This is a genomic window from Paenibacillus sp. JT31N11, from assembly GCF_056269285.1.
Genome location: NZ_JBWDNQ010000020.1, coordinates 43,791 through 68,545 on the forward strand (window position 1 = coordinate 43,791; position 24,755 = coordinate 68,545).

Below are 24,755 nucleotides of genomic sequence, written 5' to 3' on the forward strand. Positions count from 1 at the left end.
GAAGGCTGTCATCCGCCACAATTGAGCTATTTCTCCTCGAATGGAAATTCATCCGTGAGCCCGATACGGATTATATCTATCGTCTCCCAGCCCAGAGCATAGGCCGGAGAATCCGCAGACAATCGGAATTCCATTCCGTCTTCGCTTTCAAGCAGCTGAGGATCGGCTTCCAACGTATGGGCATCGAATTTGCCTCCCATCACCTTCCGCCATGCCTCCCAGGGCACCGGTGAACGGCCCATCTTGTCGTCGCCGTAGATTCCCGTAACTGTCGGCTCCTGCCCGCCCCTGTAAAAGATATTATAATCCGCCTCCAGCAGGCGGCTGTCGTCCCAATTCACAAAATGATACAGCTGCTCCCCGGAATCACAGGCAATGTTGCGCACTAGGGCAATATCCCGGTTCGCTTCCCCCGCCATCTCCTGCGTGCCGAACGCCGCCCTGGCATCGTTGCGGACAAGCAGGTTATTCTCGATGCGGCTGCCGATGCCTTTGGCGAATATCACAAACCACAGCACGCCGCTGCCCGCGCTGAAGAGATCATGTATGACATTATGAGCGATCAAATAATCATCCGAGGCGTCGTCCAGATAAATGCAAAATCCGAAGGAAAAATAAATCCCGCTGTGGTGGAACCGATTCCCGATTATCCGGTTGCCTCTTCCGGCCCCCCATGACTCGAACATGCCGCCATCCTGGCTGTCCTTCATCACATCGGAGATATCGTTCCAGGCTATGAGATTATTGCGGGCATGGAGGAAATCCCAATGATTGTCCCACGTTACTTCCTCGTTGTAGTAACTGCCCTCCATCAATTGATAACGGAGCCCTTTGACCGATATGCCGTAGCGGGGCATGTCATGGATGCGGTTATGGACAATACAATTGTCTCCGCTCTGGTACAATTGGATGCCCGAGCCGTGTCCGACCAGTTCTCCGCAGCTGCGTATCCAGTTGTTCCGGATGCTGTTAAGCTTGTTCGTGTACGACTCTCCGGTATTCTTGAACGGCCCGCCTCCCGGCTCGGCTCCAATCAGATAAATGCCATTATGTCCGATATGCCCGATCAGATTCCCCTCGATGCGGTTGCTCCGGCAGCTTCCGTTCAGCATAACCCCGCTGAAGCCGGAATGCCGCAGACGGCAACCGAGAACGGCGATATGCTCGGCATTTTCCATATAAACAAGCCCTTCCCTCGCTTCCGGATGCTCGCAATTGTTATGGGGCATACGATACTCATCCGTAAAATCCGACCCTTCAATCGTCAAGCCTTCGAATATCAGGTTCCTTGCAGGGGCTTGACAGGAGCTTCCCTTAATCTCCAGGACCCGCTTCACCGATGGAACAACAATCCGCTGATCTTCGATCGGCAGCTTCCTGGGATAATAATATAGCTCCCCCGCCTGTTCATCGAAGTGGAATTCGCCCGGCTCGGTCAGCAGCTCAAGCGCACCCTGGAGCCGGTAGCGGGAGCCGCGGTCGATCCCCCAGGGCGCCGGCTCCTTCAGCGAAATAACGGCTTCATCCCAGTCAACTGCCGCTACGGACTTCGTCTCCGTGAACCAGTTCCATTCCCCTTCTCCCGGCCAGATATGCACCTGCGCGCTGCTGCAATCGATCCGTTCAGGCAGATCCTCCGGGTGAAACGAGAAATCGCCGCCGCCTTTGCCCCTGCCATTGCCCGCTGCAGCATAATAGCCGGCTTTGGGACTTCGGGCCTTATGCGATCGGACTCCGTTCTCGAACAAGGTATGAAAGGAATGTCCGGTTCCCAGATGGATGCGGTAGATTCCTTCCCTGTAGCGTGACCACCCTTCCGCTAAAATCCGGCCTCCGACCAGAACCGGATGCTCTCCGCTTACATTGCAGTAAGTAATGGTACATCCGCCGCTGCCGGAATCCCGCTCATCGAAATGAAGAGGGCTGATAAGCTCGTAATCGCCTCCGCCGACCCACACGACGGCATTTCCCGTTAAGCTGCCATTCTGTGCTCTTGAACGAAGCTCGTCGCTGGCCCTTTCAATGCTGTGGAATGGCTTATCCTTCGTGCCGGCATTGCCGTCGTCTCCATGAAGTACGGATACATATAACTCGTTAGCTCCGTCAGTCATCGCTGTTCCCCTCTCCCTTAAGCGGACTCCCATAACGGGATTCACCGCAAGCCGCCTGGCTGCCAATCAGACTCCCTCATGCTCCACGTTATCATCAATCGTCCGAATATATGCATGCTGCTGCCATCATGACATGTTTAAGCGGTTCAATCATAGAATACGATCTTCGAAAAGATGTACAATTCCCATGTACAATATTCGAATCCCTGCATATTTTCCGTCTTCCCGCGATATTGTTAATCCTTCCGATGACAGCCGGCTGGAAAGCGGTTACAATATATTTCGTACGGTAAGGGGGCAGATAGTTAATGAAGATATTTGAATTTTACAGATCCAAAAAATACCTGCAGCGGGTCATGTTCTCCATTATGATCTCGATGGTTATCGTACTGACGGCCCTGTCTGTAACCAATACTTATATCCTGGAGCGATCGGTGAAGAACATCCAGGAGGAGTCCAATCTGAAGGTGCTCTCGCAAATTCAATATAATTTATCGTATATGAATGAGATCATTACCCATCTGTCTAATTTTGTTTACCGCGACAATCTGCTGATCTCCCTTATGTTCAATGATGGCCTGCCCAAGATGGACATGATCCGCAGCTACCGGCAGATGACCAATATTCTGGAGAGCTCCTCCTTCCTGCATTCCATGGTCGTCTATAATCACTCGCAATCGGAGCTGTACGGCACGACAAGCACCTTCCTGCTGGATGGCGGAATCATGAAAGCCAAAATCCGCAATTGGCTGCTCGATACCAGCCATACGCTCCCGACCTCCCGGTTGATTCCCATGAGCCTGGAGACGGAGAACGGCCAGATCGATACCTTCGCCTTCATTGTGACCGATTCCCTGAAGCCCTTCGCAAGCTCCCAATCCGCAATTATCCTGTTCATCAAATCCGACTGGGTATTCGATAGTCTGAAGAAAATGAACATCGTGAGCAGCCGCGAGCAGGGCCAGATTTATATCAAGGCTCAGGATGGCCGCTTATATTCGTCGAATCATAATGAAACCTCCTCCCCCGGGGAGAACCAGACGCAAATCGGACAGCTGCTCAGCCGGGACATGGAAACCTCCAGGCAATCGTCCGGTTTCGTTATCGGAGATATCGGCGGGAGCAAGAGCATGGTTACCTATCTGGATGACAGCATCCGCGGCTGGACCATTCTCTATGTGCAGTCCTACGGCAAATTGATGGAGGAAGTCACGAGCACCCGGGTCAAATCGCTGGTCATAGCCGGTATTTTTCTCCTCCTGTCCATTGGCTTGTCGATCTGGCTGTCCTATAAGCTGTATCATCCTATCGAGAATATGCTCCAGCGGATTCATCTTCACACCACGGGCGGGCGGCAGTCCAAGCACCGCTCCCGGGATGAACTTCACTTGATGAGCGACCAATATTTGCGTCTTTCGGAGAAGCTTCAGGAGATCAGCTCCGAGCAGATTGTGAGTAAATATTATATCCGCAAATTTCTGACCGACTCCCAGATGTTCTCCCATAACGATATGCAGCATCTGATCGAGAAGCATGAGCTGAATATCTCGTTGAAGGATGAGCTCCTCGTCTGCGTGCTGAGAATCGACCGGTACGCCGCTTATGACCGGAATACAAAAGGGGAAAACAAGAAGCTTTACAGCTTCGCCATGGTCAACATTGCGCAGGAAATCATGTCCGGGGTTTATCCGTGCGAAGCCGTAGAGGTACGGGGAGATCATGTAGTCCTGATCGTGTCCAGAAGCGAAAGTGATATTGAAGCCATCTTCAAGCGCGTCACGCCGCTGCTCCGCGATATTCAGCAGACGGTCAAGCAGTACTATAATCTCTCCTTATCCTGCGGGATCAGTGAAGTTATCTCGCAGTTCCCATTCATCTCGGCGGCTTACAACCAGGCGCTGCAGCTGAGCTCATACAGTATTGTAAAGGGGAGCGGCTCCATCATCACCTCCGGGGATATCCGCGAGAATCTTGCCGGAACGCAGAGGTCCCTGCCGGATACGATCGAGAAGAAGCTGTCCGAAGCCTTGAAGAAAGGACAGATGACCGCGGTCGGCAACGAGCTGGAGAAGGCCTTCTCTCTGATTGCGGCCTTCCCGTATGACGATATGCTCCGGGCGGTGTCCAATCTGGGCTGGATTATCAAGAACGCGACTACGGATATTATGAATAATCGCGTTGCCGCGATTAATGTGGATATGGACTATATTCAACAAATTCCCCAGGAGAGTGAAACACTGGAGGAAATGTACATCTCCCTCCTGTCCATATGCGCCAAAATATGCGAGGGCCAGAAGCCCTCCAATATGGAACGAAATGAGATGGTGCTTGAGACCATCAAGGAATTAATCGAGCAGAAATACGCCGATATCAATTTGAGCCAGCAGTCCATCGCCTCCACGGTCAAGCTGACCTCGGCCTATATCGGCAAGCTCTTCAAGGACAGCTTCAAAATATCCATCACCGAATACATGAACGACGTGCGGCTGCGGCATGCACAGATACTGCTGCAGAACGACAGCTTTACGATTGCGGAAGTGATGGAGAAATGCGGCTACGCCAACCAGAGTTACTTCTTCCGTTTGTTCAAAGGGAAGTTCGGCAGTACACCCAAAGAATACCGGATGAAAAAATCAATCTCCTGATTCGCCATCAGAGATGTCCCTCAGCCCTCTTGTCCTGCGCTCCCAGCGGACAGAGGGCTTTATTTATTCAGGGAGAACTGCCGGTCGCGGAGCACCCGCAGTTTGGTTAAAGCTTGATTTTCAAGGAAAATCCATGAATTCGAATATTGTACACTCCCGCCGTATAGCTTTTCGAAGATCTTATTATATATCCGACATACCCGGCCATGCCATGATGGGAGCATGAACGGCATGAGCGACAGCTTAAACGACAGATGGAGGAGATTTACGATGGAGAAGACGCCGCCCGCCAGATGGCGATGGTTCACGAACGAATGGAAGCATCTGAAGAAGAACCGGGAGCTGCTGCTGCTGGCGCTGCCTGGCATTTTGTTCAAATTCGTCATTGCTTACATTCCCATGATCGGACTGATTCTGGCCTTCAAATTTTACAGGTATGACCAGGGGATATTCGGCAGCAAATGGGTGGGGCTCAAAAATTTCGAATTTCTCTTCAAAGCCCAGGATGCCTGGAGGATTATCCGCAATACTCTGCTCTACAACATCTCATACATCATATTGGGAACCGTGGTCGCCCTGCTTTTCGCCCTGCTGCTTAATGAATTGTCGGGGCGGATGATCAAGATTTACCAGACGACGATGTTCCTGCCCTTCTTCATCTCCATGGTTCTGGTCGGCTATATCGCCAATGCCTTCCTGGATACGAAGAATGGCTACCTTAATACGGTACTCGAATCCCTGGGACTGTCCACGCATAACTGGTACCTGGAAACCACGCCGTGGATCTTCATCCTGCCGCTGGTCGCCGTCTGGAAGGGTGTCGGCTTCTCGACACTGGTGTATTACGCGGGCATTACCGGCATCAACACCGATTATTATGAAGCCGCCCGGCTCGATGGCGCATCCCGCGTTCAGATGATGCTGCGCATTACGCTGCCGCTGCTGAAGCCGCTCATTATTATTTTGTTTATTTTGGGGCTGGGCAATATTTTCCGGGGCGACTTCGGATTGCATTATTTCGTGCCCAATAACGCCGGACCTAATTTTCCGACCACGGATGTCATCGACACCTACGTCTACCGGGCGCTCACCAAGCTCGGGGATATTAACTCTGGAGCGGCTGTTGGCTTCCTGCAATCGGTGGTGGGGCTGATCACGGTCGTAACCGCCAATTATTTTGTCCGCCGCATCGATAAAGACAATGCGTTGTTTTAGAAGGAGCATCGACCGATATGACAAATTCAAAAACCATTAACCTGTCCAACGTCGTCATCAACAGCTTTTTCATCGTGGTCTGCTTCCTCATTGCGGTGCCCTTCGCTCTGGTCGTCGCCGTATCGATCACCTCCGAGCAAAGCCTTATCCAGCATGGCTATCAATTTATTCCCAGGCAGCTCAGCCTGGAAGCCTTCCGGATTTCCTTCGAGCAGCCGGAGGTTCTGATCAAGGGCTACGGCGTGACCATTCTCGTAACCGTTGTGGGTACGGTATTATCGCTCCTGATGACCGCCATGACCGCCTATCCCATGTCACGACGCGATTTCCGCTACAACCGGCCGATGACCTTCTACATCTTCTTCACCATGCTGTTCAGCGGCGGACTTATTCCGTACTACATCCTGATTACCCAGTATCTCCATCTCAAGAATACACTGGGTTCCCTGATTATTCCCCTGCTGCTGAATCCCTTCAACATTCTCATTATGAAGGGCTTCCTGGATAAGATCTCCAAGGAGATCATCGAATCGGCCAAGGTGGACGGCGCCGGCGAATACCGGATTTTCTTCCGGATCATCCTTCCGCTGTCGACGCCGGCGCTTGCCACCCTGGGCCTGTTCATTGCTTTCGCTTATTGGAACGATTGGTATTATGCCCTGCTGTTCATCGACAACGATACGTATATCCCGCTGCAGCTGCTGCTCGTCCGCATCCTGTCGCAGATCGAGTTTCTGGCAAATTCCCCGCTCGCGGAGGCGGCCAGCAAGCTGCAGTATGCCAACTTCCCGACCTTGTCCGTGAGGATGGCGATGGCGATTCTCGCAGGCGGGCCGATGCTGGTAATCTTCCCGTTCTTCCAGAAGTATTTTGTGAAAGGAATTGCGGTCGGTTCGCTTAAGGGTTAGGGACACAGAATGCCGAATGTGGCTCGGACAGCCGTCAGCAGCGCCACACCGCACGCCGGGAGCTGCAAGCGGTGCGAGATAAGGACAATACAGCTGTCGGCGCGGTGAATCCGGTACTTGAAGGGGGTGATCGGGGCAAGCAATGGCAGGTTATATTTCTGTAGCAGCAAGCGGTTGCTTTCTGCTATGCTCCAAGAAGAAACGCTTCCCCCAGAGCTATAGAGAAAGCGGAAAAAGCAATCTTTCCAATAAGCGAACGATAACAAATGGAGGGTTTACAGATGAAAAATAAAAAAAGATCAATGGCCGCACAGCTCGTCGCATTGCTTCTATGCCTCACCGTTCTGGCCGCATGCGGAAATAACAACAATTCCGGCGGGACAAATGGCGCCAATACGCCGGATACGCCCAAAAATAGCGCCAATACTCCCAATAACGCGGGCACGACAGCGGAGAAGGATGAAGAACCCGCGGCCCCTGCGCTTGATGAAGCCAAGCTGACCTTCTATTATCCGGTATCCAGCGCCCCGGGCAAGGACCAGAAGCTGGTCAACGATGAAATCAACAAATATCTCAAAGAGAAAATCAACGCGACCGTCGAGTTGAAACCGCTCACTTTTGACGAATACGAGCCCAAACTCAACGCCATCATGGCAGCGGGCGAAGAATTCGATATTGCCTGGAGCGCAAGAGGCTGGCTCTTGAATTACCAGCCGAATATTGATAAAGGCGCCTTCCTGGAGCTGACCGATGACATGATCTCCAACTATGCACCGGAAGCCCGCGCCAACATCCCGGATAAATTCTGGCCGGATCTGAAGGCGAATGACGGCAAGGTATATGGATTCCCCGTCTATCAAATTGCCGCCAAGCAAAAAAGTCTCGTCATCCAGAAGCGTTACGCCGATAAATACCTGGACCTAGATGTAAACACCATTCATTCCTACAAGGATTTTGAGCCCTTCTTCAAAGCCGTGAAGGAAAATGAGCCGGATGTGATCCCGATGGGCATGGCCCAAAACTCATGGGGCCTGTACGTGGATCCCAATGTTATATTCAGCGATGGCTTGGGAGTCATGTATGCGAAAGACGACGCGACCTATAAAGCGATTCCGACGCTGCAATCCATTGAGGACAAGAAAGATTTCTATGCGACCATGCACGACTGGTACCAGGCCGGCTACATCAACGAGGATGCTCCGATTCTCGGAAATATCAATGATCTGAAGAAAAAAGGCAATGTTGCGGCTGTTCTCGATTTCGTGACGAAGCCCGGCGGGGAAGTCGATGAGATGAACAATAACGGCGGCAATGAGGTCGTCCGCGTCCCGCTCTCCGAATCCTACTTTACCGGAGTGGCCAGCGCAATGCATATTGTGAGCAAAACCTCCAAAAATCCGGAACGCGCCTTGATGCTGATCAATTTGCTTAATACTGATAAATATCTCTATAATCTGATCTGCAACGGTATCGAAGGCACGCACTATACCAAGAAGGACGATGCTTACATCGAGCCGATTAAGGATTCCGGCTATGCGCCCAATGTCGATTGGGTGTTCGGCAATCAATTCAACGCTTATCTGAAAGTGCCCCAGGCTCCGGATGTGTGGGAGAAAACAATCGCTCTGAACGAAAGCGCGCTGGTGCCTGCCTCCTACGGATTCACCCGCAATGAAGATGCCATCAAATCGGAGGTTGCCAATACGGTCGCGGTCAATAACGAATACCAGGTCGCCATCGAAACCGGAGCGGTCGATCCGGCCAAGGAAGTGCCGGAGTATATCAATAAGCTGAAAGCATCGGGCCAGGAAAAAATTGATCTGGAAACCGATAAACAGTGGGAAGCGTTTCTGACGGATAAAGGTCTTAAGTAAGGTTAATCATTCACGTGCTAAATTGTACGGTGGAAAAAAAACGCGCTGCGCATGCGGAAACGTCTTACAATAGCCGCAAGTGACAACGCGTCTCGATCAGGCACATTGGCAGCCTGAAATGACTTCTGCTTTAAACTTTTCATGAATAGACAATTGAATACTGGATAAACATAACAAAGCCACCCGGGTGTTAACCGGTTGGCTTTGTTATGATTAATAAGACTGGCAATTTCATGCAGATTACGCTCCGTAACCGCCATCGATGTTCAATACAGTACCCGTAACGTAAGAAGCTTCCGGGCTAGCCAGGAAGACAATGCCGGCAGCGATTTCTTCCGGCCGAGCGAAACGGCCGAGAGCTGTAGTCGCATTGAAGTGGGAAGCAAACGGGCCGTCGGCAGGATTCATCTCCGTATCGACAAATCCGGCCTGCAGAACATTGACTGTAATGCCTTTCGCTGCCAAGTCGCGGGCTGCGCCCCGGCTGTAACCGGCGATTGCGGATTTTGTGGCCGTGTAGTCGGCAAGACCGGAGAAACCTGTACGTGTACCGACGCCTGAACCCACGCTGATGATACGGCCGCCTTCACCCATCACTTTAATCGCGGCGCGGATCGCGGCAACTGGACTGTTGAAGTTAATGTTCAATTGACGATCGAAGTCCGCCACATTATTCTCCGGATTATCGATCGGAGCGAATACGGTAACCCCGGCGTTGTTGACAAGGATATCGAGTCTGCCGAACCTTTCGACAACTGCCTTCACAAGCTCTTCAGCAGAAGAAGGATCAGCTTGATCCGCTTTAAACGCGGCCGCCCGAACCCCTTTCGCTTGCAGTTCACGTACAACGGCTTCAGCTTGTCCAGCTGATTTACCGTAGCTGATTGCTACATCTGCGCCTTGATCAGCCAGCGCTCGAGCAGCAGCTGCTCCAATACCGCGAGTACCCCCTGTTACGATAGCAACTTTACCCGTAAGTTTGTCTGACATCCTTAACCACTCCCTCAATCTAATTTTGTAGTGCTCGCTAAATATATAGCATGAGGTCTGGTTTTGTCAAACTGGAAATATATCCACTCACAAGAGGGAAGATTTTAAAGTAGGTTGAGCATAACGGGTACGAATTATACATTCTTGACTCCTGTGGCCTGACCATTCAATATAGAGGATGAACTCATGGAATGACTTTGGTACTATATCGATAAGAAAAAGAAACGGAGGGGAACATCTATGGCAAGAGGACGTCCCCGTTCCTTCGATACCGAAACTGCTCTGGATTGTGCACTTCATTTGTTTTGGCAAAAAGGGTATGAAGGAACGTCTGTGGCAGATTTGACAGAAGCTATGGGGATTAACACTCCAAGCTTATATGCTGCTTTTGGCAATAAAGAGGAATTGTTTCTTAAAATTCTTGACCGGTATGCCGAAGGTCCGGCAGCTTATATGCGTGAAGCTTTCGAACAGCCGACAGCACGCAAGGTTGTGGAAAGTCTGCTGTATGGAGCCGCAGAAGCTACTACGAACCCTGCTACACCTCTGGGCTGCTTAACCGTGCAGGGTGCGCTTTCCTCTGGAGAGACTGGCGACGCTATCCGGCAGGAGTTAAACGCTCGCCGTGCGGGCGGCGAAAATGCGCTTCGCGAGCGCTTTGAACAAGCGAAAAAGAATGGTGAAATTCCAGCCGAAGTTGACGCTGAGGAACTGGCAAGCTTCTATGCAACAGTGTTCCAGGGAATGGCCGTTCAGGCCGGTGCCGGGGCAAGCCATGAAAAATTGCAAAAAATTACAGCAAATGCGCTTCGTCTTTGGCCATCTTAAACAGGACGAATGCCAAGCATTTTAGAACGATTCCATTGATCCTCAATTACAATAAACAAGGTCAGCCAATAAACATGGCTGGCCTTATTTGTTCATTGGCGGATGTATCTTGACTTATTGCCGCTAATGTCCATCATTTCCGTTTAATGATGAACGCAGTGGCGGGATGAAACGAGTTTGGAAAGATCTTGCTTGGAATAATGTTTGACATTTCATTCTGAGTCCTATATATTTAGTGAACGTTACAGAATTACTCACTCGCATAAAAGGAGGCATCAATGTAAATGTCAACAACATCTGCTTCGCAAAGTATTCCTTTGTCTACGGTAATGCGCGAACGACGTGCCGTCCGAACTTATGACCCGACAATCAAAATTTCAAGGGATGAAATCAGGGAACTATTAGGAGAAGCCATTCAAGCTCCATCCGGTACTAATTTGCAATCCTGGCGTTTTCTGGTCATCGACTCACAACCGTTGAAAGAGAAGCTGCTTCCGATTGCCTTAAATCAAAAGCAGGTTGTCGAAGCTGCCGCTGTCATTGCTGTACTGGGTGATCTGGAGAACTTTAAATACACGGATACGATTTATGATCGTACGGTTCAAGCCGGATATATGACGGAGAGCGCAAAAGAAAGGAAAGTCAGAAATACATTAAACATGTATGAGGGGTTTTCTTACGAACTCAAAAGCAAATATGCCTATATTGACGGAGGCCTTGTATCCATGCAATTGATGCTTGCTGCCAAAGCAAGGGGCTACGATACTGTGCCAATGGCTGGTTATGATCTGAATAAATTCAAAGAAGCTTTCGGAATTGGCGAGCGTTACGTTTCTGTCTTGCTGATTGCGATCGGGAAAGCTGCGAAAGAAGGAATTCCATCGATTCGATTGACAGTAGATGAAGTCACAAGCTGGAATGAAATGTCTTTCCCCTCCTAATAAGCGGTCCAAAGAATGAGGCAATCGATGGGATCCCGATACGGGATAGAGCACCTTCAGAACCACTATTGATGTGGTGAGCCGAAGGTGCTTAACGCTAGCTGCCTGTTACCCTGAGCTTGCCATTACTCTCTTCAACCTCGATGAAAATCGGCCTCTCAAGAGGCGTTTTGTTCGGGGTATGGATCGTCAGCATCAGCTTGCCTTCGAAGGTGCGGAAAAGCATGCCGTGTCCGCCGTCATTGCTGTAGATAGGCTCCGGTTCGTTCATCCATGGTCCCGTCACCTTGCCGGAAGCCGAAACGGCGATCCCGAGCGCATAGCTGCGATGGATAAAGCTCGCCCACAGCATAAAGAGCCTGCCGTCTTCGCCTTTGAACAGGTACGGGCCATCTGTCACATAATTATCGCCCACCAGCACCTTGTCGGACGCAAGCGGTGTCGTCCAGTGAGCTTCCGAAGCGCTGAACAGCAGGACATGATCACCCTGCGCCTGCTTCAAATTATCGCTAAGCCGGACCGCGCACACCTGTCCATCGGTGATCTGCTGCCATTCATGGCAGAAGACCATCCATGGCTGCCCCTCTTCATCGATGTGCAGGGAACCATCGAGCGAGCTCCAATCGCTTGGCGTTACCGGTCCGTCGCTATGCGGATGGAAGGGTCCCATCATGCTGTCGGCGGCAAGAACCGCCGTTCCGAGCAGTTGATTATCCCTGCGCCGGAAGGTGGCGAACATATAATAACGGCCCTGATAGCTGTATACCTCAGGCGCCCAGAAATTATTGTCCGCGAAGAAATCGCCCGGCGGGCGGAAGACCGGAAACGGCCCTTCCCACATCTCCAGATCCCGGCTCACATAAACGTCAAAGCCTGTACCCTTGCCCCAAATATTCTTGTCGGTGCTGCCATACATATAATAAGTCCCTGCCGGTTCAACCGGCACAATGAACGGGTCCCGGATTTGAATATCCTCCGTCTTAAGCACGCTCTCCACTCCTTTGTTCTGTCTTCTTATCTGTAGGTCGGCATAACAACGCCGATATCCGACACGCTTGCAAATCCGCTGTCCGTGAACTCAAGCCTCTCGTTGCCTTTTACCGCAATCGAATAATCCCGCCCCTTATAGGTGAGCGTCCCTTCAACCGTTCTTACGCTCATTCCGATGACGGCCTTCAGCCTGCCCTCACGATCCGTCACGAGCCTGATCCCGAATGGAAAACGGATATACGCTTCACCGCTGCGGTAAGCGGTGCAGCCGCTGCGGGCATTGAGAAGTTCAAACTCCGTCCCGTCAATCGTCCGCGAATAGGCCGTTTCGTTTGCGATTTCAGCGCCGTGGTCAAGCGGATAAGGCACCAGTCCGGTGAACCAAATGTCTCCGTCCGGATTTGGCAGAATGCCGCAGAGCCGCTCCACATAATCCAGCATGCACAGAATGGCCGGGGAATAGGTCTGGGTGAAGCCTTCTTCTCCGGTCCACGGGCTGAGCGCCTGGGAGAAGCGCTTCATATTGGACATGGCCGCCAGAATCGGGTAAAGCACCCAGGTCAGCTCCACATAACGCTGATGATGCTCGAAGGCATGCGCCGTGCGGATCAGGCTCAGAAAATTGGACGGGCCGCCCCAGCTGTTATAGCTGGAGAACGGATCAAATCTCGGATCGTCCATCGCAATCGAAGTGAACGGGTATTTAGCGAAGAATTTGCTTGAATTGAGCAGGTACCGCCGCAGAGCAGTATCGAACAGCTCCCTGTCTCCTACCTCGCAGGCCAGAACCCGCAGCAGAACATCCGACTGCACACGGACAAATTGATCATTATTGTCCAGATCATAGAAGAATGCATCCGTCTCGTCATAGCAATACTTAAACAAGCTCGCTTTGCTTTGCTCTGCTTGGCTGATCCAATCCGCAGCGGATGATTCTCCCAGCTCCTGTGCAATCCGCGCGAGATACATGCGCTGGCAGTAGACATTGGCCGTCAGATCCGGCGCCAACAGAGGCAGCGTCGGCGAATCGGGATTATACTGCCTCGGATCGTCCAGATGCGGCGTATCGGGAATATGCCAGAAGCGCGGGGACAGATCATGCCCGGTGTCAAAGGTCGAGAAAGCCTCCACGCAGCCGGTTCCCCGGGTATTCCGGTAAACGGCGAGCCACTTGTCATAGCGCTGCATGGCGCCGAACATTTTGCCCAGAAACTGCTTATTGCGTCCATGAAGCAGGTAATGATTCCAGACGCTTCTGGCCAGCGGCGTCACCAGCTGAATCTGTCTGTAGGCCGGGCCTTGGCCCGTAACCTTATAAGGCATCAAGCCATCCTCCAGCTGATAATCGGCGAACAGCTGATAGGTTGATTCCGATACGGATGGGATAAATCGCGACAACAGCTCCGCATTGATGGTTCCCGTGCTCTCCAGCCAGCAGCCCAAATATATGCCGCCCTCATGCAGAACGGGATCAGCCCCGCCGGTTGGCACAATACAGTCCATAAGCTTGCGCAGAGCGGAGTAATAGACATCCTCGAAGCCTTGCGACGATGCGGCGAATTTCACGCCGCTGCGGGTCCATTCCTCCATTACCGGTTGATCCGATGCCTTGCCAAGCTCCCCTGCCCGCTCCTTGGGACTGGTTGTGCGAAGCCGTTCCAGCAGCAACTCATTGTCCACGATCCAACACCTCATTTCTTTCATTGATTTGTCCGGCTTTTTCACCGGTCTCCATAAAAAGAAAAGGCTGCAGCGCAGCAGCCCTTATCTTCTTATTATTCCGTGTTGCTGTTGAAAATTTTAACGACGCCGGTATAGAAGTCATTCACGGCTTCCTCGACCTTTTTCCGGCCGAAGCCGATCTCCAGCATAGTGGAATCCGCAAGCTTGGAATATTCCGTGAAGCCAGGAGGGTTATAGCTGACCTTAACCTGCTCCTCTGCAGCCGTTACGGAAACCTTGCTCGTATAGTCATACACGATTTGATCGATCGGCGTAGCATCCTTCGAGAGCAGATCGCGCATTTTCGACGTAACCGGCACGCCGCGGTCATTGCCCAGAATGGCAGCCGCATCAGGATCATTGATCCAGAAATCCATCAGCTTCGCCACTTCCTCAGGGTGCTTGGTTTTGGCATAGCCGGACATCCCCTGGCTGGATTCGAATACGATCGCTCTGCCCTTGTCGCCTTTTGGAACCTGCAGCAGCGTCAGCGGATCCTGGATCAAATTCTGATGGGCCGCAAATTGGTTAGAGGGAATCAGACCCATGGCAACCTTGCCGGTAACAATCAAGGATTTACTGGTATCGCCCGGAGGATTGGATACATGAAGCTCCGCCGGCACAACGCCGCCTGTCTGATGAGCCTTGTTCCAGAAAGAGAACCAGCCTTCGGCATCCTTCTCCTCAAAGCCGAGCGTGCCGGCTTCCATATCGTACAGCTGCTTGCCTTTTTGCTTCAAAGCGATGTCCATGCCGTCAACGGTGAAATCATACGTGCCGTAATATCCCTTGCCCAGCTTATCCGACAGCTCTTTGCTGATTGCGATATATTGATCCCAGGTCCAATCATCCGTTGGAACCGGCATTCCGGCTTTCTTGAACATTTCGGTATTGACGACCACACCGCGGGCATTCGCCCCTGCCGAGATATGGATAAGCTTGCCGTTAATCGTGCCGTACTCCACCATCGCTTTATCCATGTCGTCCAGGTTCAGCTGCTTGCCGACATAGGGCTGAAGATCGAGCAGCACATTCTTGTTGGCATAATCCACGACATTGCCGCCGAGGAAGAATACGTCCGGTGCCGTTCCCGATGCGAGCTGGGTATTGAGCTTGTCGAAGTAACCGGAGGATGGGGAGAATTCGCCGACAACCTTAATGCCGGGATTCTTCTCTTCAAACTTGCGGAGCGCCTCATTGGTACGGTCGGCACGCTTCTGGTCGCCCCACCACATGATGCGCAGCTCGACCTGCTTGCCTGCAGCAGCTCCGTTGTCTGCCGCATTGTCCTCACCTGTATTCGCGGCATTTCCGGTATTTCCGGTGTTACCCGCATTCCCCGTGTTGGGACCGCCTCCCGTACCGCCGGAGCAGGCCGTCAGCACGACCACCAGCAGCGCAAGCATCAATACCGATAATTGCTTCTTCATTTTGTTTTTCCCCCTTCATTTGTTTAACGCTTACATTTTCATCGTAATGCAAGTTCCGGAATGAATACATGCTATTTCGTTGGCTCTTGGCATCTATTATATTTGGGTTTATTTCAGACCGGTCGTCGCGATCCCATCGACAAAATGGCGCTGGAATGACAGGAATATGGTCATGATCGGAATTAAGGAGAGCACCGACATCGCCAGCAGCGCGCCCCAATCCGATGATCCGGACGGGTCAAACATGGAGCGGATACCGAGCTGAACGGTAAACAGCTTGACCTGGTTCAAATAGATCATCTGGCTGAAGAAGTCATCCCATGTCCAGATGAAGGTGAAGATCGCGGTTGTGATGAGCGCCGGCACCAGCAGCGGCAGAATGATTTTGAAATAAATCTGTGCCGGACCGCAGCCGTCGATGGTCGCGCTCTCATCCAGCTCAGCGGGAATGCCCCGGATGAATTGAATCATGAGCAGGATGAAGAAGGAATCCGTTGCCAGCCATTTTGGAACAATCAGCGGGAAGAACGTATTAATCCATTCAAATTGATTATACAAAACATATTGAGGTACAAGTGTAACATGATAGGGAAGCATGATGGTTACGAGCATCAGACTGAACCAGAGACGCTTGCCCTTGAAGTGAAGCCGGCCGAATGCAAAGGCAGCCAGCGAGCAGGTAACGACGTTGCCCAAGACCGACAGGACGGATATAATCGCCGAATTGGCGAAAAACCGACCGAACGAAATCCCCTGCAGACCTTTCCACCCGTTGATGTAATTATCCAGTGTGAACTGCTTGGGCCAGATGCCGGGGTCAGAAAAGATCAGCTGATTAGGCTTGAAGGAGCTGCTCAGCAGCCACAGCACGGGATACATCATAATCAGTCCCAGCGCAATGATCAGAACATGCCGGCTCATGCTTCCATATATTTTTTTCATTGCCATATGTGATCACCTCCTATTTTCCCTTATCGTCTCCATAAAATACCCAATACTTCGAGGTCACGAATACGATTGCCGTGAATGCCCCGATAATGACCAGCATGATCCAGGCCAGTGCCGAAGCATAACCCATTTCGAAGAACGAAAAGCCTTTCAGGTATAGATAAAGCGTGTAATACAATGTCGAGTCGATCGGACCTCCCCGTCCGTCCCCGATCACATAACCAGGCGTGAACACCTGGAAGGAATTGATGAGCCCCATCACCAGATTAAAGAAAATAACCGGCGAGAGCATGGGCAGCGTGATCTGGAAGAACTGCCGGGTCTTGCCCGCGCCATCCACCTCGGACGCTTCGTACAAATCACCGGGAATCTGCTTCAGGCCGGCCATAAAGATGACCATCGCCGATCCGAACTGCCATACCGAGAGCGTAATAATCGTGTACATGATCGTATCCGGATTGGATATCCAGGAAGGTCCCTGAATCCCGAACCAGCCGAGAAAATGATTGAACAGCCCGTCTCCTTCGAAGATTCGCCTCCATACAATCGCAATGGCCACACTGCCGCCAAGCAGCGAAGGAATGTAGTAGACGGTCCGGTAAATGCCCAATGCCCGGATTCCTTTGTTGAGCGCCATTGCGACCAGAAGAGCAAAAATCAGCTTGAGCGGCACCGAGAAGAGCACATACTTGAAGGTCAGCGATAAGGAGTTGTAGAAAGAATCGTCTTTCGTGAAAATTTCCTGATAGTTCCCGAATCCCAGCCACCTGGGAGGCGTGAGCAGATTGAACTTGGTCAAGGACAAAAACAAGGAGCCCAGCATGGGACCAAGCGTGAGACAGAAGAAGCCGATCAGCCATGGGAGCAAAAATAGATATGCGGTCCTGTTCTGACGCCAAAGGGCTGATTTACGAGTTTTTTGCATGAAAAAAGCCTCCTCCTTGCGCAACATGGATCGAACGGGCGATCCGATGATTCAAGCATACGGATTATGGCTTCGGGATTGAATTCTAATTCTTCGGCATATCGCTATCGTTTTTTTCAGGTTGCTGCCGCAGCACAAGAAAAAGCCCTGAACGTTGGATTGTCCGGGGCTGCTTGCTCTGTTCCATATTTTCGCTTCGCGGTCAACGATGGTGAACCTGCTCTTCAGTCACATCTGCGCTTAATCCTGAACGCTTCATCATATCTTGAAAGTGATCCATTTTGTATTTCATGATTTCTAAAGTAGCGTTCATTTCCGCCAATTCCGACTCTATTCTGAGTTTGTGCTCACAGAGCACGCTGTAGCAGCTTGAGTATTTTTGATCGGATGCCATCGTCATATACCGTTCAATTTCCTTCAGCGGCATATGAGTCCGTTTTAGATGGGTAATGAAGACGAAACGGTCGAGATCTCGCTTGTCGTATTCCCGCTGCCCGTTTTCCTTGCGCTTTGCAGGCGGCAGCAGCCCGATTTTCTCATAATAACGGATCGTGTCGTAACTGAGACCCGTATTTTTGGAAATATCTGCGATTGTAAATGTAGGCTCCTCCATCACTGGGCCCCCTCCTTTGCCTATTGACGCTTCCGGCTAACTTGTTCGTTTTCCCATCTGCATCTTACCCCATGGAGCTTACTCCATGTCAAGTTATTATATATTCTCCAATGGCGGTTAATTTGAGTCCACTCGCCTCTAGGACGACAGTTTATCTACTTGAGAATTCCATTATTCCCACTGAGCAAAACAAATGCCAGAGTTACCAACTTTTCTTATATTTGATTAATGTGTAGTCCGGGAACATTTCGTTACTTGTTATTTTGATTTAAGAAGTAAATGGAATTTCTTCTTTCGTTATGATTTCAATGATGTAATTAATAATTTCTCCGTTGTATCCAGTATATGGTTTGATTTTGAAAGTTCCTGCAACATCAGTTGATTCAACAGATGAACTATTCACAAAGGGTTCACTATCAACGCTTATAGAAATCACTTAAATAATCCTCCAGTTTAAATGCTTCATTTGAGAATTCTTGATTTATGACCATGCGTACTTTAAAAATCACATTACCTAATGGGCTTCTTGACTCAGAATACCCACGAGCATGATCTCTATATTCCGGATAAGTTCGATAGGGCAGATAAAGCTTCTGCAGTTTGGCTACCTGCTCTTCTAAAGACTGATTACGTTGCTCCAACGTACGGTTCTCACTCACACTATCACCATACACGAAACTGGATGTAACGAATAATGAAACTGCAACAATTGCAATCCAAAAAGACTTCTTCTTTAACACCATCAAAACGATCACTTCCCTCAAAATTTGTCGGAAGCCGGCCGGCTATCTATACGTGAATGCCATTATTCACTACTCTTGATAATTAGACTAAGGTCCTTTTCTTTTCTTGGAAATTGTCGTAAAATTTTCTTTCTTTTCATTCGACATAAAAAAAGCCACTCTGATGAGAGTGACCCCTAATAGCGCGAAGAATCGCAGAATTCCTTGCTCTGATTTTCACGAAGAAGAAAGGAATTACGAATGACCAAAACGTTAACGTTCTCAGCAACCTCAAAGAATACTACGGGTCCCCAATTAGAACAACAGGCTCATCCCTCTCAATCCTTACCCCTATTGGCAATCCGGAACTCCGAAGGAGAAATCCCATACATCCGCTTGAATTTGGAGCTGAAGTAGCTTGCATTGGAGAACCCGGTCAACTCGGCAATATCCCATAAGCCGAGCGTTGTCTCCTTCAGCAGTCTGACAGCCTGCTCCATGCGCACCTCCGTCACATACTGGATGAAGCTTATGCCTACTTTGGATTTGAACAGCTCGGAGAAATAAGAACGGTTGTAATTAAAGCGTTCCGCCAGCATGTTCAGATTAAGCTCGACCATATAATTCTGATGGATGAATTGTTGGGCGGCCTGCACGACGGAGAACTCCGCATCCTCCGAATCCGCCTGGGTCTTGTGGATTTTGCTGCCTAATGCGACGAGAAAGCTCTCCGCCTTCTCCACCGTATCGAACTCCAGTACACGGTCGGGCCTGATCCACAGCTGCTCCCTGCCCGCAAGCTCAACGCCCGCAGAGTGAGCCAGAGCATCCAGCAGAAAATAAAATTGAACAATCAATTTGACGAAACGCGCCTGGGATTGCCTGAAGGCCTCCGCCAGCTCCTTGTGGATGGTTTCCTCAAAAGCGCCCAGCTCTCCATTGATGATATACCGGTGAATCACCTTCGACATATCCTCGGTCAGCACCGCCTTCGCATCACCCTGCTCTTCGGATTTGCGGTCCATCCGGTTCTCCGAGAGATTCCACTCCAGCAGGGAAGACATGCAGCCCTCCTTCCAGGACTGGAAACCCGTAACCGGCTGCCCGATGCCAATCGTCGGATCAAACGCCAGCTGCTCCGCAATGCATGCGCGTAAAGCAGCCGCGAACACGGCAATTCCATGCTCGTCATCGGGCAGGATGAAATGCATCAGGCCCGGATAATTGGCATCGCGAAATACCTGAGGCTGTTCCGAAGCCAGATACGTCTGGGCGAATTCCCGGCAGACCATTTCGAAGGGCATATGAAATTTATCCGGGGTGCGAAGCTGCGCATCATTATGCACCGACCGCTCCCGAAGGCCTGCCGTCAGGAAGCGCACGCGCCTCTCATCCCAGTCGTCCAGCCCAAAGCGTCTGGAACGCTCGATCACATCGCCCTTCCGCTTCAGCTCCTCCTTGACAATATAGAGGATAAAATGCTCCTTCATTTCCTTAAAATACTGGGAAAGCCGCCACTGGACCAGCTTCTGCTCATCTTCCTCCTTGCGCTCGTCATCCAGCTCGCCGATTACACGCGTAAGCGCCGTCAGCAGTTCTTCCCTGGATACCGGCTTCAGCAGATAATCCCGGGCCTGATTCTTCAGGGCCGCCTTGGCGTAATGAAAATCCTCGTAGCCTGTCACGACAATGACCTTAAGGGCGGGATACTGCTTGCTGCAGGCCTCCAGCAGGGAAACCCCGTTCATGACCGGCATATTCATATCGGCAATCATAATATCGATCTCTTCCTGCCGAAGCTTCTCCAGCGCTTCAGCTCCATTGGCGGCCTCCGCCGCGACTGTGGCATTCAGACTGTTCCAATCCACCTTAAGCTGCAGGCCAAGTCTGATGTCCGGTTCATCATCCACGATCAATGCTCGATACATCCGGGTTTCCCTCCTGTGCAGGCAAAATTAAGGTAATGGTCGTTCCTTGCCCATAATAAGATTCAATGTTGAAGCTGAATAGAGCTCCATAATAAAGGCGGCAGCGGATCAGCACATTCCTCAGGCCGATCTGACTGGTTTCGTTGTTGAGCACATGATCAAGCTGCACCGAGGCGGATTCCGCCTGCAGCCGCTGGATGATTTCCGGCGGGATACCCGGCCCGTTATCAGCAACAGAGAGCGCAAGCTGCATGCCCTCCCTGCGGATTCCGATGCGGACAGCGGCGCCGTTCCGGTGCTGGAAGCCGTATTTGACGGCATTTTCCACCAGGGGCTGCAGAATAAACTTGATGACCTGCAAATCATCCAGCTTCCCCTCCTTAATCATGTTAATTTCCAACCGCTCGCGGAATCGAATCTGCAGGATCGACGTGTAGTAGTTCAGATACGTCAGCTCTTCCGTGAGCGATATCGTATCATGGTTTACTTTGAGCGAATAACGCATCATTTTGCCCAGCGACTCAATGACATGAACTGTGTCGTCGGTGCGCTTCTGCATGGACAGACTGGTCAAAAGCTCCAGCGTGTTGAAGATAAAATGCGGGTTGATCTGCATCAGCAGCGCCTTGTACTCCGCCTGCTGCCGGAGCAGCTTGAGCTCGAACTCCGTCTTGATATGATCCCTGAGCCGCCTGACCATATTGCGGAAGGCTTCGGTCACGAAGCCGACCTCATTGCGGATGCTCTTCTCCGGCGGTATCCGGTTCTCCGCCATGTCGAAATCGCCTGATTGAATGGAACGCATGGCCGCAGCCAGCCGGGAGAGCGGCTTCGTTATGCCAACGGACAGCCAGGTTGCCACCAGAATGGCCGCAATACATAATAAAGTCGTAAAAACGATAATATAAGTCCGGAGCTTCGTCAGTTTGGCATACAGCTCGCCCTCGGGAACGAAGCCAACCAGCATCCAGTCGTAGCGCTCCAGCTTTTTATAAACGAGCACATCAGTAGATCCGGACTTGTTGTGCAAATAAACCACGCCCTGAATCGACGGCATCTTGCGGATGTTCTCTACCTGGGCAATCGTCTCTTGATGCGTGTAATATTCATCCTGGGATAAAATAGGCTTTCCTTCCGCATCCAGCAGAAAAATTGTACCGCTTTCACCAAGATGAATGCCGTTTAAGGGCTCCAGCAAGAAGTCCGACTTTACATTGACTTTCATGAGGCTCTTCGAGAGCGAGGGCTCGAAGGTGCCGATCGGCAGCAGCAGACTGACGACCTGATAAGGCTTGATGCTGGTCTGCTCATCCGGGTCGTTATGAGCCGACACCCACTGCACGCTGTGATTCTTGAAATTCTGATACCAGTCCGTGGACATGAACGTGCTGTCCTTCACCACCTGATTATCCGCGCTGATCCGAAGCCCCCCCTGCCGGTAAACCGATACAGAGGATACGCTTGTATAGCTGTTGATGGTCTTGGTCAGAAACTTGCTCAAATCGATATTGTACAGCATCTTCTCGCCTTCGCTCAGATTCTTGTCCGCCATCGCATCATTCCAGTTCTTCGTTGTGTCGCTGTTAAACACGATAGAGGACAAATCATAGGTTTGCACCAGCGCCATATGGATAAAAGAACCATACTCGTCCATCTTCTCCCGGGCGGAGGATTCAATATAAGACCGGATAATAGAACGCGATTGATTGAACAGCAGCACCGACATCGTTCCTGCGGAGAACACAAGCAGCAGGACAAAGATGGCGATCAGCCGGTTCTTTAAGGAATAAAACAATCCCTTCAGCCCCTCTGTAAACCCGAATAAGCCTTATAATACCCATTCGGGCACAATCAAGCAATCCTCTTTAGGAACGGACAGGTGAATTGTTCATGTTAAACAGGCTCAGTATCGGCTTTGGATACCGTGATTGACACGAAACTAAATGGTGTCATATAATGATAAAGCGAAACCTAATAGTTTCCTATTTTTAAATAACACTATTGGAGGATTTCTCATGAATAACAATGCACAAGGATCACTGCCGGATATCCGGCAAACGCATGTATTTAACGCGCCTATTCAGAAGGTATGGGATGCCGTTGCCACATCGGAGGGAATCGCGGCCTGGTTTATGCCTAATGACTTCAAGCCCGAGGAAGGTTATGAATTTCATCTGGAGGCAGGGCCATTCGGGAGCTCTCCCTGCAAAGTAACGGAGATCGATCCTCCGAACCGCCTGTCCTTCCTGTGGGGCAAGGACTGGACGCTGACCTTCGAGCTGGCCGATCTCGCAGGCAAGACGGAAATCACCCTGATCCACAGCGGCTGGGATGTGGACAAGGTTACCGAATTCGGCCAGTCCCATACGCAGATCCGCGAGAACATGGCTCAGGGCTGGGCGGGTATTACTGCCGCATTGGGCAAATATGTCGAAGCGTGATGCGGCCGCATCCGCCCCGAAGCATGATGTATTCCAGGCGATCGCCGATCCTACCCGCCGCAGTCTGCTGATGCTGCTCGACGGGAAGGAAATGCCCGTCACCAGCATTTCCGGACATTATCCCATGTCCCGGACTGCGGTATCCAAGCATCTTCGCATCCTGACGGATGCCGGCCTGCTCCGCGAGCGGAAGGTTGGCCGCGAGACCCGCTACCGGCTCGATCCCGAGCCCCTGCTGGAGCTGAAGCGATGGCTTGCCTATTACGAGCGGTACTGGGACAACAAGATGTCCGCGCTCCGTCGTTATGTGGAGGAAGATACTGCGCAGGGCGGCCTTCCGCTTCCGGGAGAATCTCAGAGCGGGGAATAACGGAAGGGCCGTTCTCCTTCGAAGGGCTGCATCTTCTCAAAGAATGCCTGAATTCCTGCAAAATCACAGGAGTTCAGGCATTCTTTTTGAATATGGGCAAATAACGATCCACTGCAGCGGCGGCCAGTCCCGCAAATTCCCCGGCAGCACCGGTTATATGGGTATCATCAAGTGCCGAATAATAATCGGCTCTGTTCCTGCTAAACCTGATACTGCCTGATGAAATCAATCGCCTTGCGGATATCGGCTTCCGGGTTTTCCACTTCACGCTCGACGGTCAGATAACCCTTGTAGCCTATCTCGTCCAGAGCGGCAAAATAGGCCTTGAAGTCTACCTGCCCTTCACCGAGCGCGACCTCGCGGAAGTACTCCCCGGAGGAAACCAGCTTCGATACTTCCTTCAAATCCCATGGCTCATACCCCAGCGGCACATACACATATCGTGAATCAAATTCCTTGTACCGGATGCCGTCCTTTACATGCGTATGCACGATATAATCCTTAAGAATCCTCACCCCTTCGACCGCATCATACCCATTCACCATCACCAGATTGGCGGGGTCATAGTTGACGGCTACGCCGCGGGAACCGAGCGAATCCAGAAATCGTTTAAGATTCGCTGGCGATTCCGGTCCCGTCTCAATGGCAAAATACGCATTCAGGCTGTTGGCATACCCGTTCAACTCCGCGCATGCCTTCTGCATTTCCTCGTAAACCTCGCTGTCCGCATCTTCGGGAACAGGACCGATATGCGTTGTGACGATATTCGTTCCGAGCTCGACAGCCAGGTCAAGAATACGCTTGGATTTCTCGATTTTCATGGGATTGACGATCTTGTCCTGGAAGCCGTGGCCCCCCATCTCCCCGCACAGCGCACTGATCTCCATCCCGTGAGAAGCAAAATAATCACACAGCTCCCTGCGGTCAGCCGGCTTCAGATTCGCCGGGTCCATTTCCCCTTCCACCGCATAAATCTGCACGCCGTCCGCTCCAATCTCCTTTGCCCGAAGCAAACCCTTTCGAACGCCTAATCCAAAGCTGTCGACAATGACACCAAGCTTATTGTTTGCTAACATACTGCTCATTCCTCCCGGTTTTGTTTCAGAATGGCCTGCCGATGTTCCTGCTCCTTGCCTATCCAATCTTCACGCTGC

General features: G+C 51.2%; 22 protein-coding genes. 8 read left to right on the forward strand and 14 right to left on the reverse strand.

Going from position 1 to position 24,755, the window contains the following annotated elements; genetic code table 11:
- Positions 1-26: 26 nt before the first annotated feature.
- Complete coding sequence (locus AC0YNV_RS35875; protein ID WP_475772332.1) at positions 27-2,177, reverse strand: right-handed parallel beta-helix repeat-containing protein; 2,151 nt, start codon at positions 2,175-2,177, stop codon at positions 27-29.
- A 242-nt stretch (positions 2,178-2,419) separates the two neighbouring features.
- Between AC0YNV_RS35875 and AC0YNV_RS35880 the strand changes: the two genes are divergently transcribed.
- The 3 genes from AC0YNV_RS35880 (at position 2,420) to AC0YNV_RS35890 (ending at position 6,879) form a co-directional block, all read left to right on the forward strand.
- Entirely contained in the window at positions 2,420-4,756 is a 2,337-nt protein-coding gene (locus AC0YNV_RS35880; protein ID WP_475772333.1) for a helix-turn-helix domain-containing protein, read from the forward strand.
- Between the two features lie 231 nt (positions 4,757-4,987).
- The gene (locus tag AC0YNV_RS35885) at positions 4,988-5,971 is read left to right on the forward strand and encodes an ABC transporter permease subunit (protein ID WP_475772334.1); all 984 of its coding nucleotides are present in this window, start codon (positions 4,988-4,990) and stop codon (positions 5,969-5,971) included.
- A 17-nt stretch (positions 5,972-5,988) separates the two neighbouring features.
- Positions 5,989-6,879: a carbohydrate ABC transporter permease gene (locus tag AC0YNV_RS35890; RefSeq protein ID WP_475772335.1), complete on the forward strand. Its 891-nt coding sequence runs from the start codon at positions 5,989-5,991 to the stop codon at positions 6,877-6,879.
- Here the strand turns inward: AC0YNV_RS35890 and AC0YNV_RS35895 are convergent.
- Positions 6,876-7,049, reverse strand: a complete 174-nt coding sequence (locus AC0YNV_RS35895; protein ID WP_475772336.1) for a hypothetical protein — start codon at positions 7,047-7,049, stop codon at positions 6,876-6,878. The genes AC0YNV_RS35890 and AC0YNV_RS35895 overlap by 4 nt on opposite strands.
- Positions 7,050-7,160: 111 nt before the next feature.
- On the opposite strand from AC0YNV_RS35895, the gene AC0YNV_RS35900 reads away from it, so the two are divergent.
- Positions 7,161-8,753, forward strand: a complete 1,593-nt coding sequence (locus tag AC0YNV_RS35900) for an ABC transporter substrate-binding protein (protein ID WP_475772337.1) — start codon at positions 7,161-7,163, stop codon at positions 8,751-8,753.
- Positions 8,754-8,993: 240 nt separating this feature from the next.
- Here AC0YNV_RS35900 and AC0YNV_RS35905 read toward each other — a convergent pair whose 3' ends face one another.
- Complete coding sequence (locus AC0YNV_RS35905; protein ID WP_475772338.1) at positions 8,994-9,743, reverse strand: SDR family NAD(P)-dependent oxidoreductase; 750 nt, start codon at positions 9,741-9,743, stop codon at positions 8,994-8,996.
- Positions 9,744-10,076: 333 nt separating this feature from the next.
- Between AC0YNV_RS35905 and AC0YNV_RS35910 the strand changes: the two genes are divergently transcribed.
- Both AC0YNV_RS35910 and AC0YNV_RS35915 read left to right on the forward strand, forming a co-directional pair.
- The gene (locus AC0YNV_RS35910; RefSeq protein ID WP_475772339.1) at positions 10,077-10,571 is read left to right on the forward strand and encodes a TetR/AcrR family transcriptional regulator; all 495 of its coding nucleotides are present in this window, start codon (positions 10,077-10,079) and stop codon (positions 10,569-10,571) included.
- Positions 10,572-10,855: 284 nt separating this feature from the next.
- A complete protein-coding gene (locus AC0YNV_RS35915) occupies positions 10,856-11,512 on the forward strand; it encodes a nitroreductase family protein (RefSeq protein ID WP_475772340.1) in 657 nt (218 codons plus the stop codon).
- A 97-nt stretch (positions 11,513-11,609) separates the two neighbouring features.
- On the opposite strand, the gene AC0YNV_RS35920 is transcribed toward AC0YNV_RS35915, so the two are convergent.
- The 10 genes from AC0YNV_RS35920 to AC0YNV_RS35965 all read right to left on the reverse strand — a co-directional run bounded on the left by AC0YNV_RS35920 (position 11,610) and on the right by AC0YNV_RS35965 (position 22,585).
- A complete protein-coding gene (locus AC0YNV_RS35920; RefSeq protein ID WP_475772341.1) occupies positions 11,610-12,500 on the reverse strand; it encodes a glycoside hydrolase family 43 protein in 891 nt (296 codons plus the stop codon).
- Positions 12,501-12,526: 26 nt separating this feature from the next.
- Positions 12,527-14,182 (reverse strand): MGH1-like glycoside hydrolase domain-containing protein, encoded by a 1,656-nt coding sequence (locus tag AC0YNV_RS35925; RefSeq protein WP_475772342.1) that lies wholly within the window; start codon positions 14,180-14,182, stop codon positions 12,527-12,529.
- A 95-nt stretch (positions 14,183-14,277) separates the two neighbouring features.
- Complete coding sequence (locus AC0YNV_RS35930) at positions 14,278-15,654, reverse strand: extracellular solute-binding protein (protein WP_475772343.1); 1,377 nt, start codon at positions 15,652-15,654, stop codon at positions 14,278-14,280.
- A 108-nt stretch (positions 15,655-15,762) separates the two neighbouring features.
- Positions 15,763-16,602 (reverse strand): carbohydrate ABC transporter permease, encoded by an 840-nt coding sequence (locus AC0YNV_RS35935; RefSeq protein ID WP_210045796.1) that lies wholly within the window; start codon positions 16,600-16,602, stop codon positions 15,763-15,765.
- A gap of 13 nt (positions 16,603-16,615) precedes the next feature.
- The gene (locus AC0YNV_RS35940) at positions 16,616-17,527 is read right to left on the reverse strand and encodes a carbohydrate ABC transporter permease (protein ID WP_475772344.1); all 912 of its coding nucleotides are present in this window, start codon (positions 17,525-17,527) and stop codon (positions 16,616-16,618) included.
- 202 nt (positions 17,528-17,729) lie between these two features.
- Positions 17,730-18,140 carry a MerR family transcriptional regulator gene (locus AC0YNV_RS35945; protein ID WP_475772345.1) on the reverse strand — a complete coding sequence of 137 codons (411 nt, stop codon included), beginning with the start codon at positions 18,138-18,140 and terminating at the stop codon, positions 17,730-17,732.
- 268 nt (positions 18,141-18,408) lie between these two features.
- Positions 18,409-18,576: a hypothetical protein gene (locus tag AC0YNV_RS35950; protein ID WP_475772346.1), complete on the reverse strand. Its 168-nt coding sequence runs from the start codon at positions 18,574-18,576 to the stop codon at positions 18,409-18,411.
- Complete coding sequence (locus tag AC0YNV_RS35955; protein WP_475772347.1) at positions 18,557-18,886, reverse strand: hypothetical protein; 330 nt, start codon at positions 18,884-18,886, stop codon at positions 18,557-18,559. Before AC0YNV_RS35955 ends, AC0YNV_RS35950 begins: the two co-directional genes overlap by 20 nt.
- Before the next feature lie 314 nt (positions 18,887-19,200).
- On the reverse strand, positions 19,201-20,790 hold the full coding sequence (locus AC0YNV_RS35960) for a response regulator (protein WP_475772348.1): 1,590 nt from the start codon (positions 20,788-20,790) through the stop codon (positions 19,201-19,203).
- Positions 20,765-22,585 carry a sensor histidine kinase gene (locus AC0YNV_RS35965; RefSeq protein WP_475772349.1) on the reverse strand — a complete coding sequence of 607 codons (1,821 nt, stop codon included), beginning with the start codon at positions 22,583-22,585 and terminating at the stop codon, positions 20,765-20,767. The genes AC0YNV_RS35960 and AC0YNV_RS35965 overlap by 26 nt, the downstream gene beginning before the upstream one ends.
- 220 nt (positions 22,586-22,805) lie before the next feature.
- On the opposite strand from AC0YNV_RS35965, the gene AC0YNV_RS35970 reads away from it, so the two are divergent.
- Positions 22,806-23,231 carry an SRPBCC family protein gene (locus AC0YNV_RS35970; protein ID WP_475772350.1) on the forward strand — a complete coding sequence of 142 codons (426 nt, stop codon included), beginning with the start codon at positions 22,806-22,808 and terminating at the stop codon, positions 23,229-23,231.
- Complete coding sequence (locus tag AC0YNV_RS35975; RefSeq protein WP_475772351.1) at positions 23,218-23,601, forward strand: ArsR/SmtB family transcription factor; 384 nt, start codon at positions 23,218-23,220, stop codon at positions 23,599-23,601. Before AC0YNV_RS35970 ends, AC0YNV_RS35975 begins: the two co-directional genes overlap by 14 nt.
- Before the next feature lie 200 nt (positions 23,602-23,801).
- On the opposite strand, the gene AC0YNV_RS35980 is transcribed toward AC0YNV_RS35975, so the two are convergent.
- Positions 23,802-24,677 carry a sugar phosphate isomerase/epimerase family protein gene (locus tag AC0YNV_RS35980; RefSeq protein WP_475772352.1) on the reverse strand — a complete coding sequence of 292 codons (876 nt, stop codon included), beginning with the start codon at positions 24,675-24,677 and terminating at the stop codon, positions 23,802-23,804.
- Between the last annotated feature and the right edge of the window lie 78 nt (positions 24,678-24,755).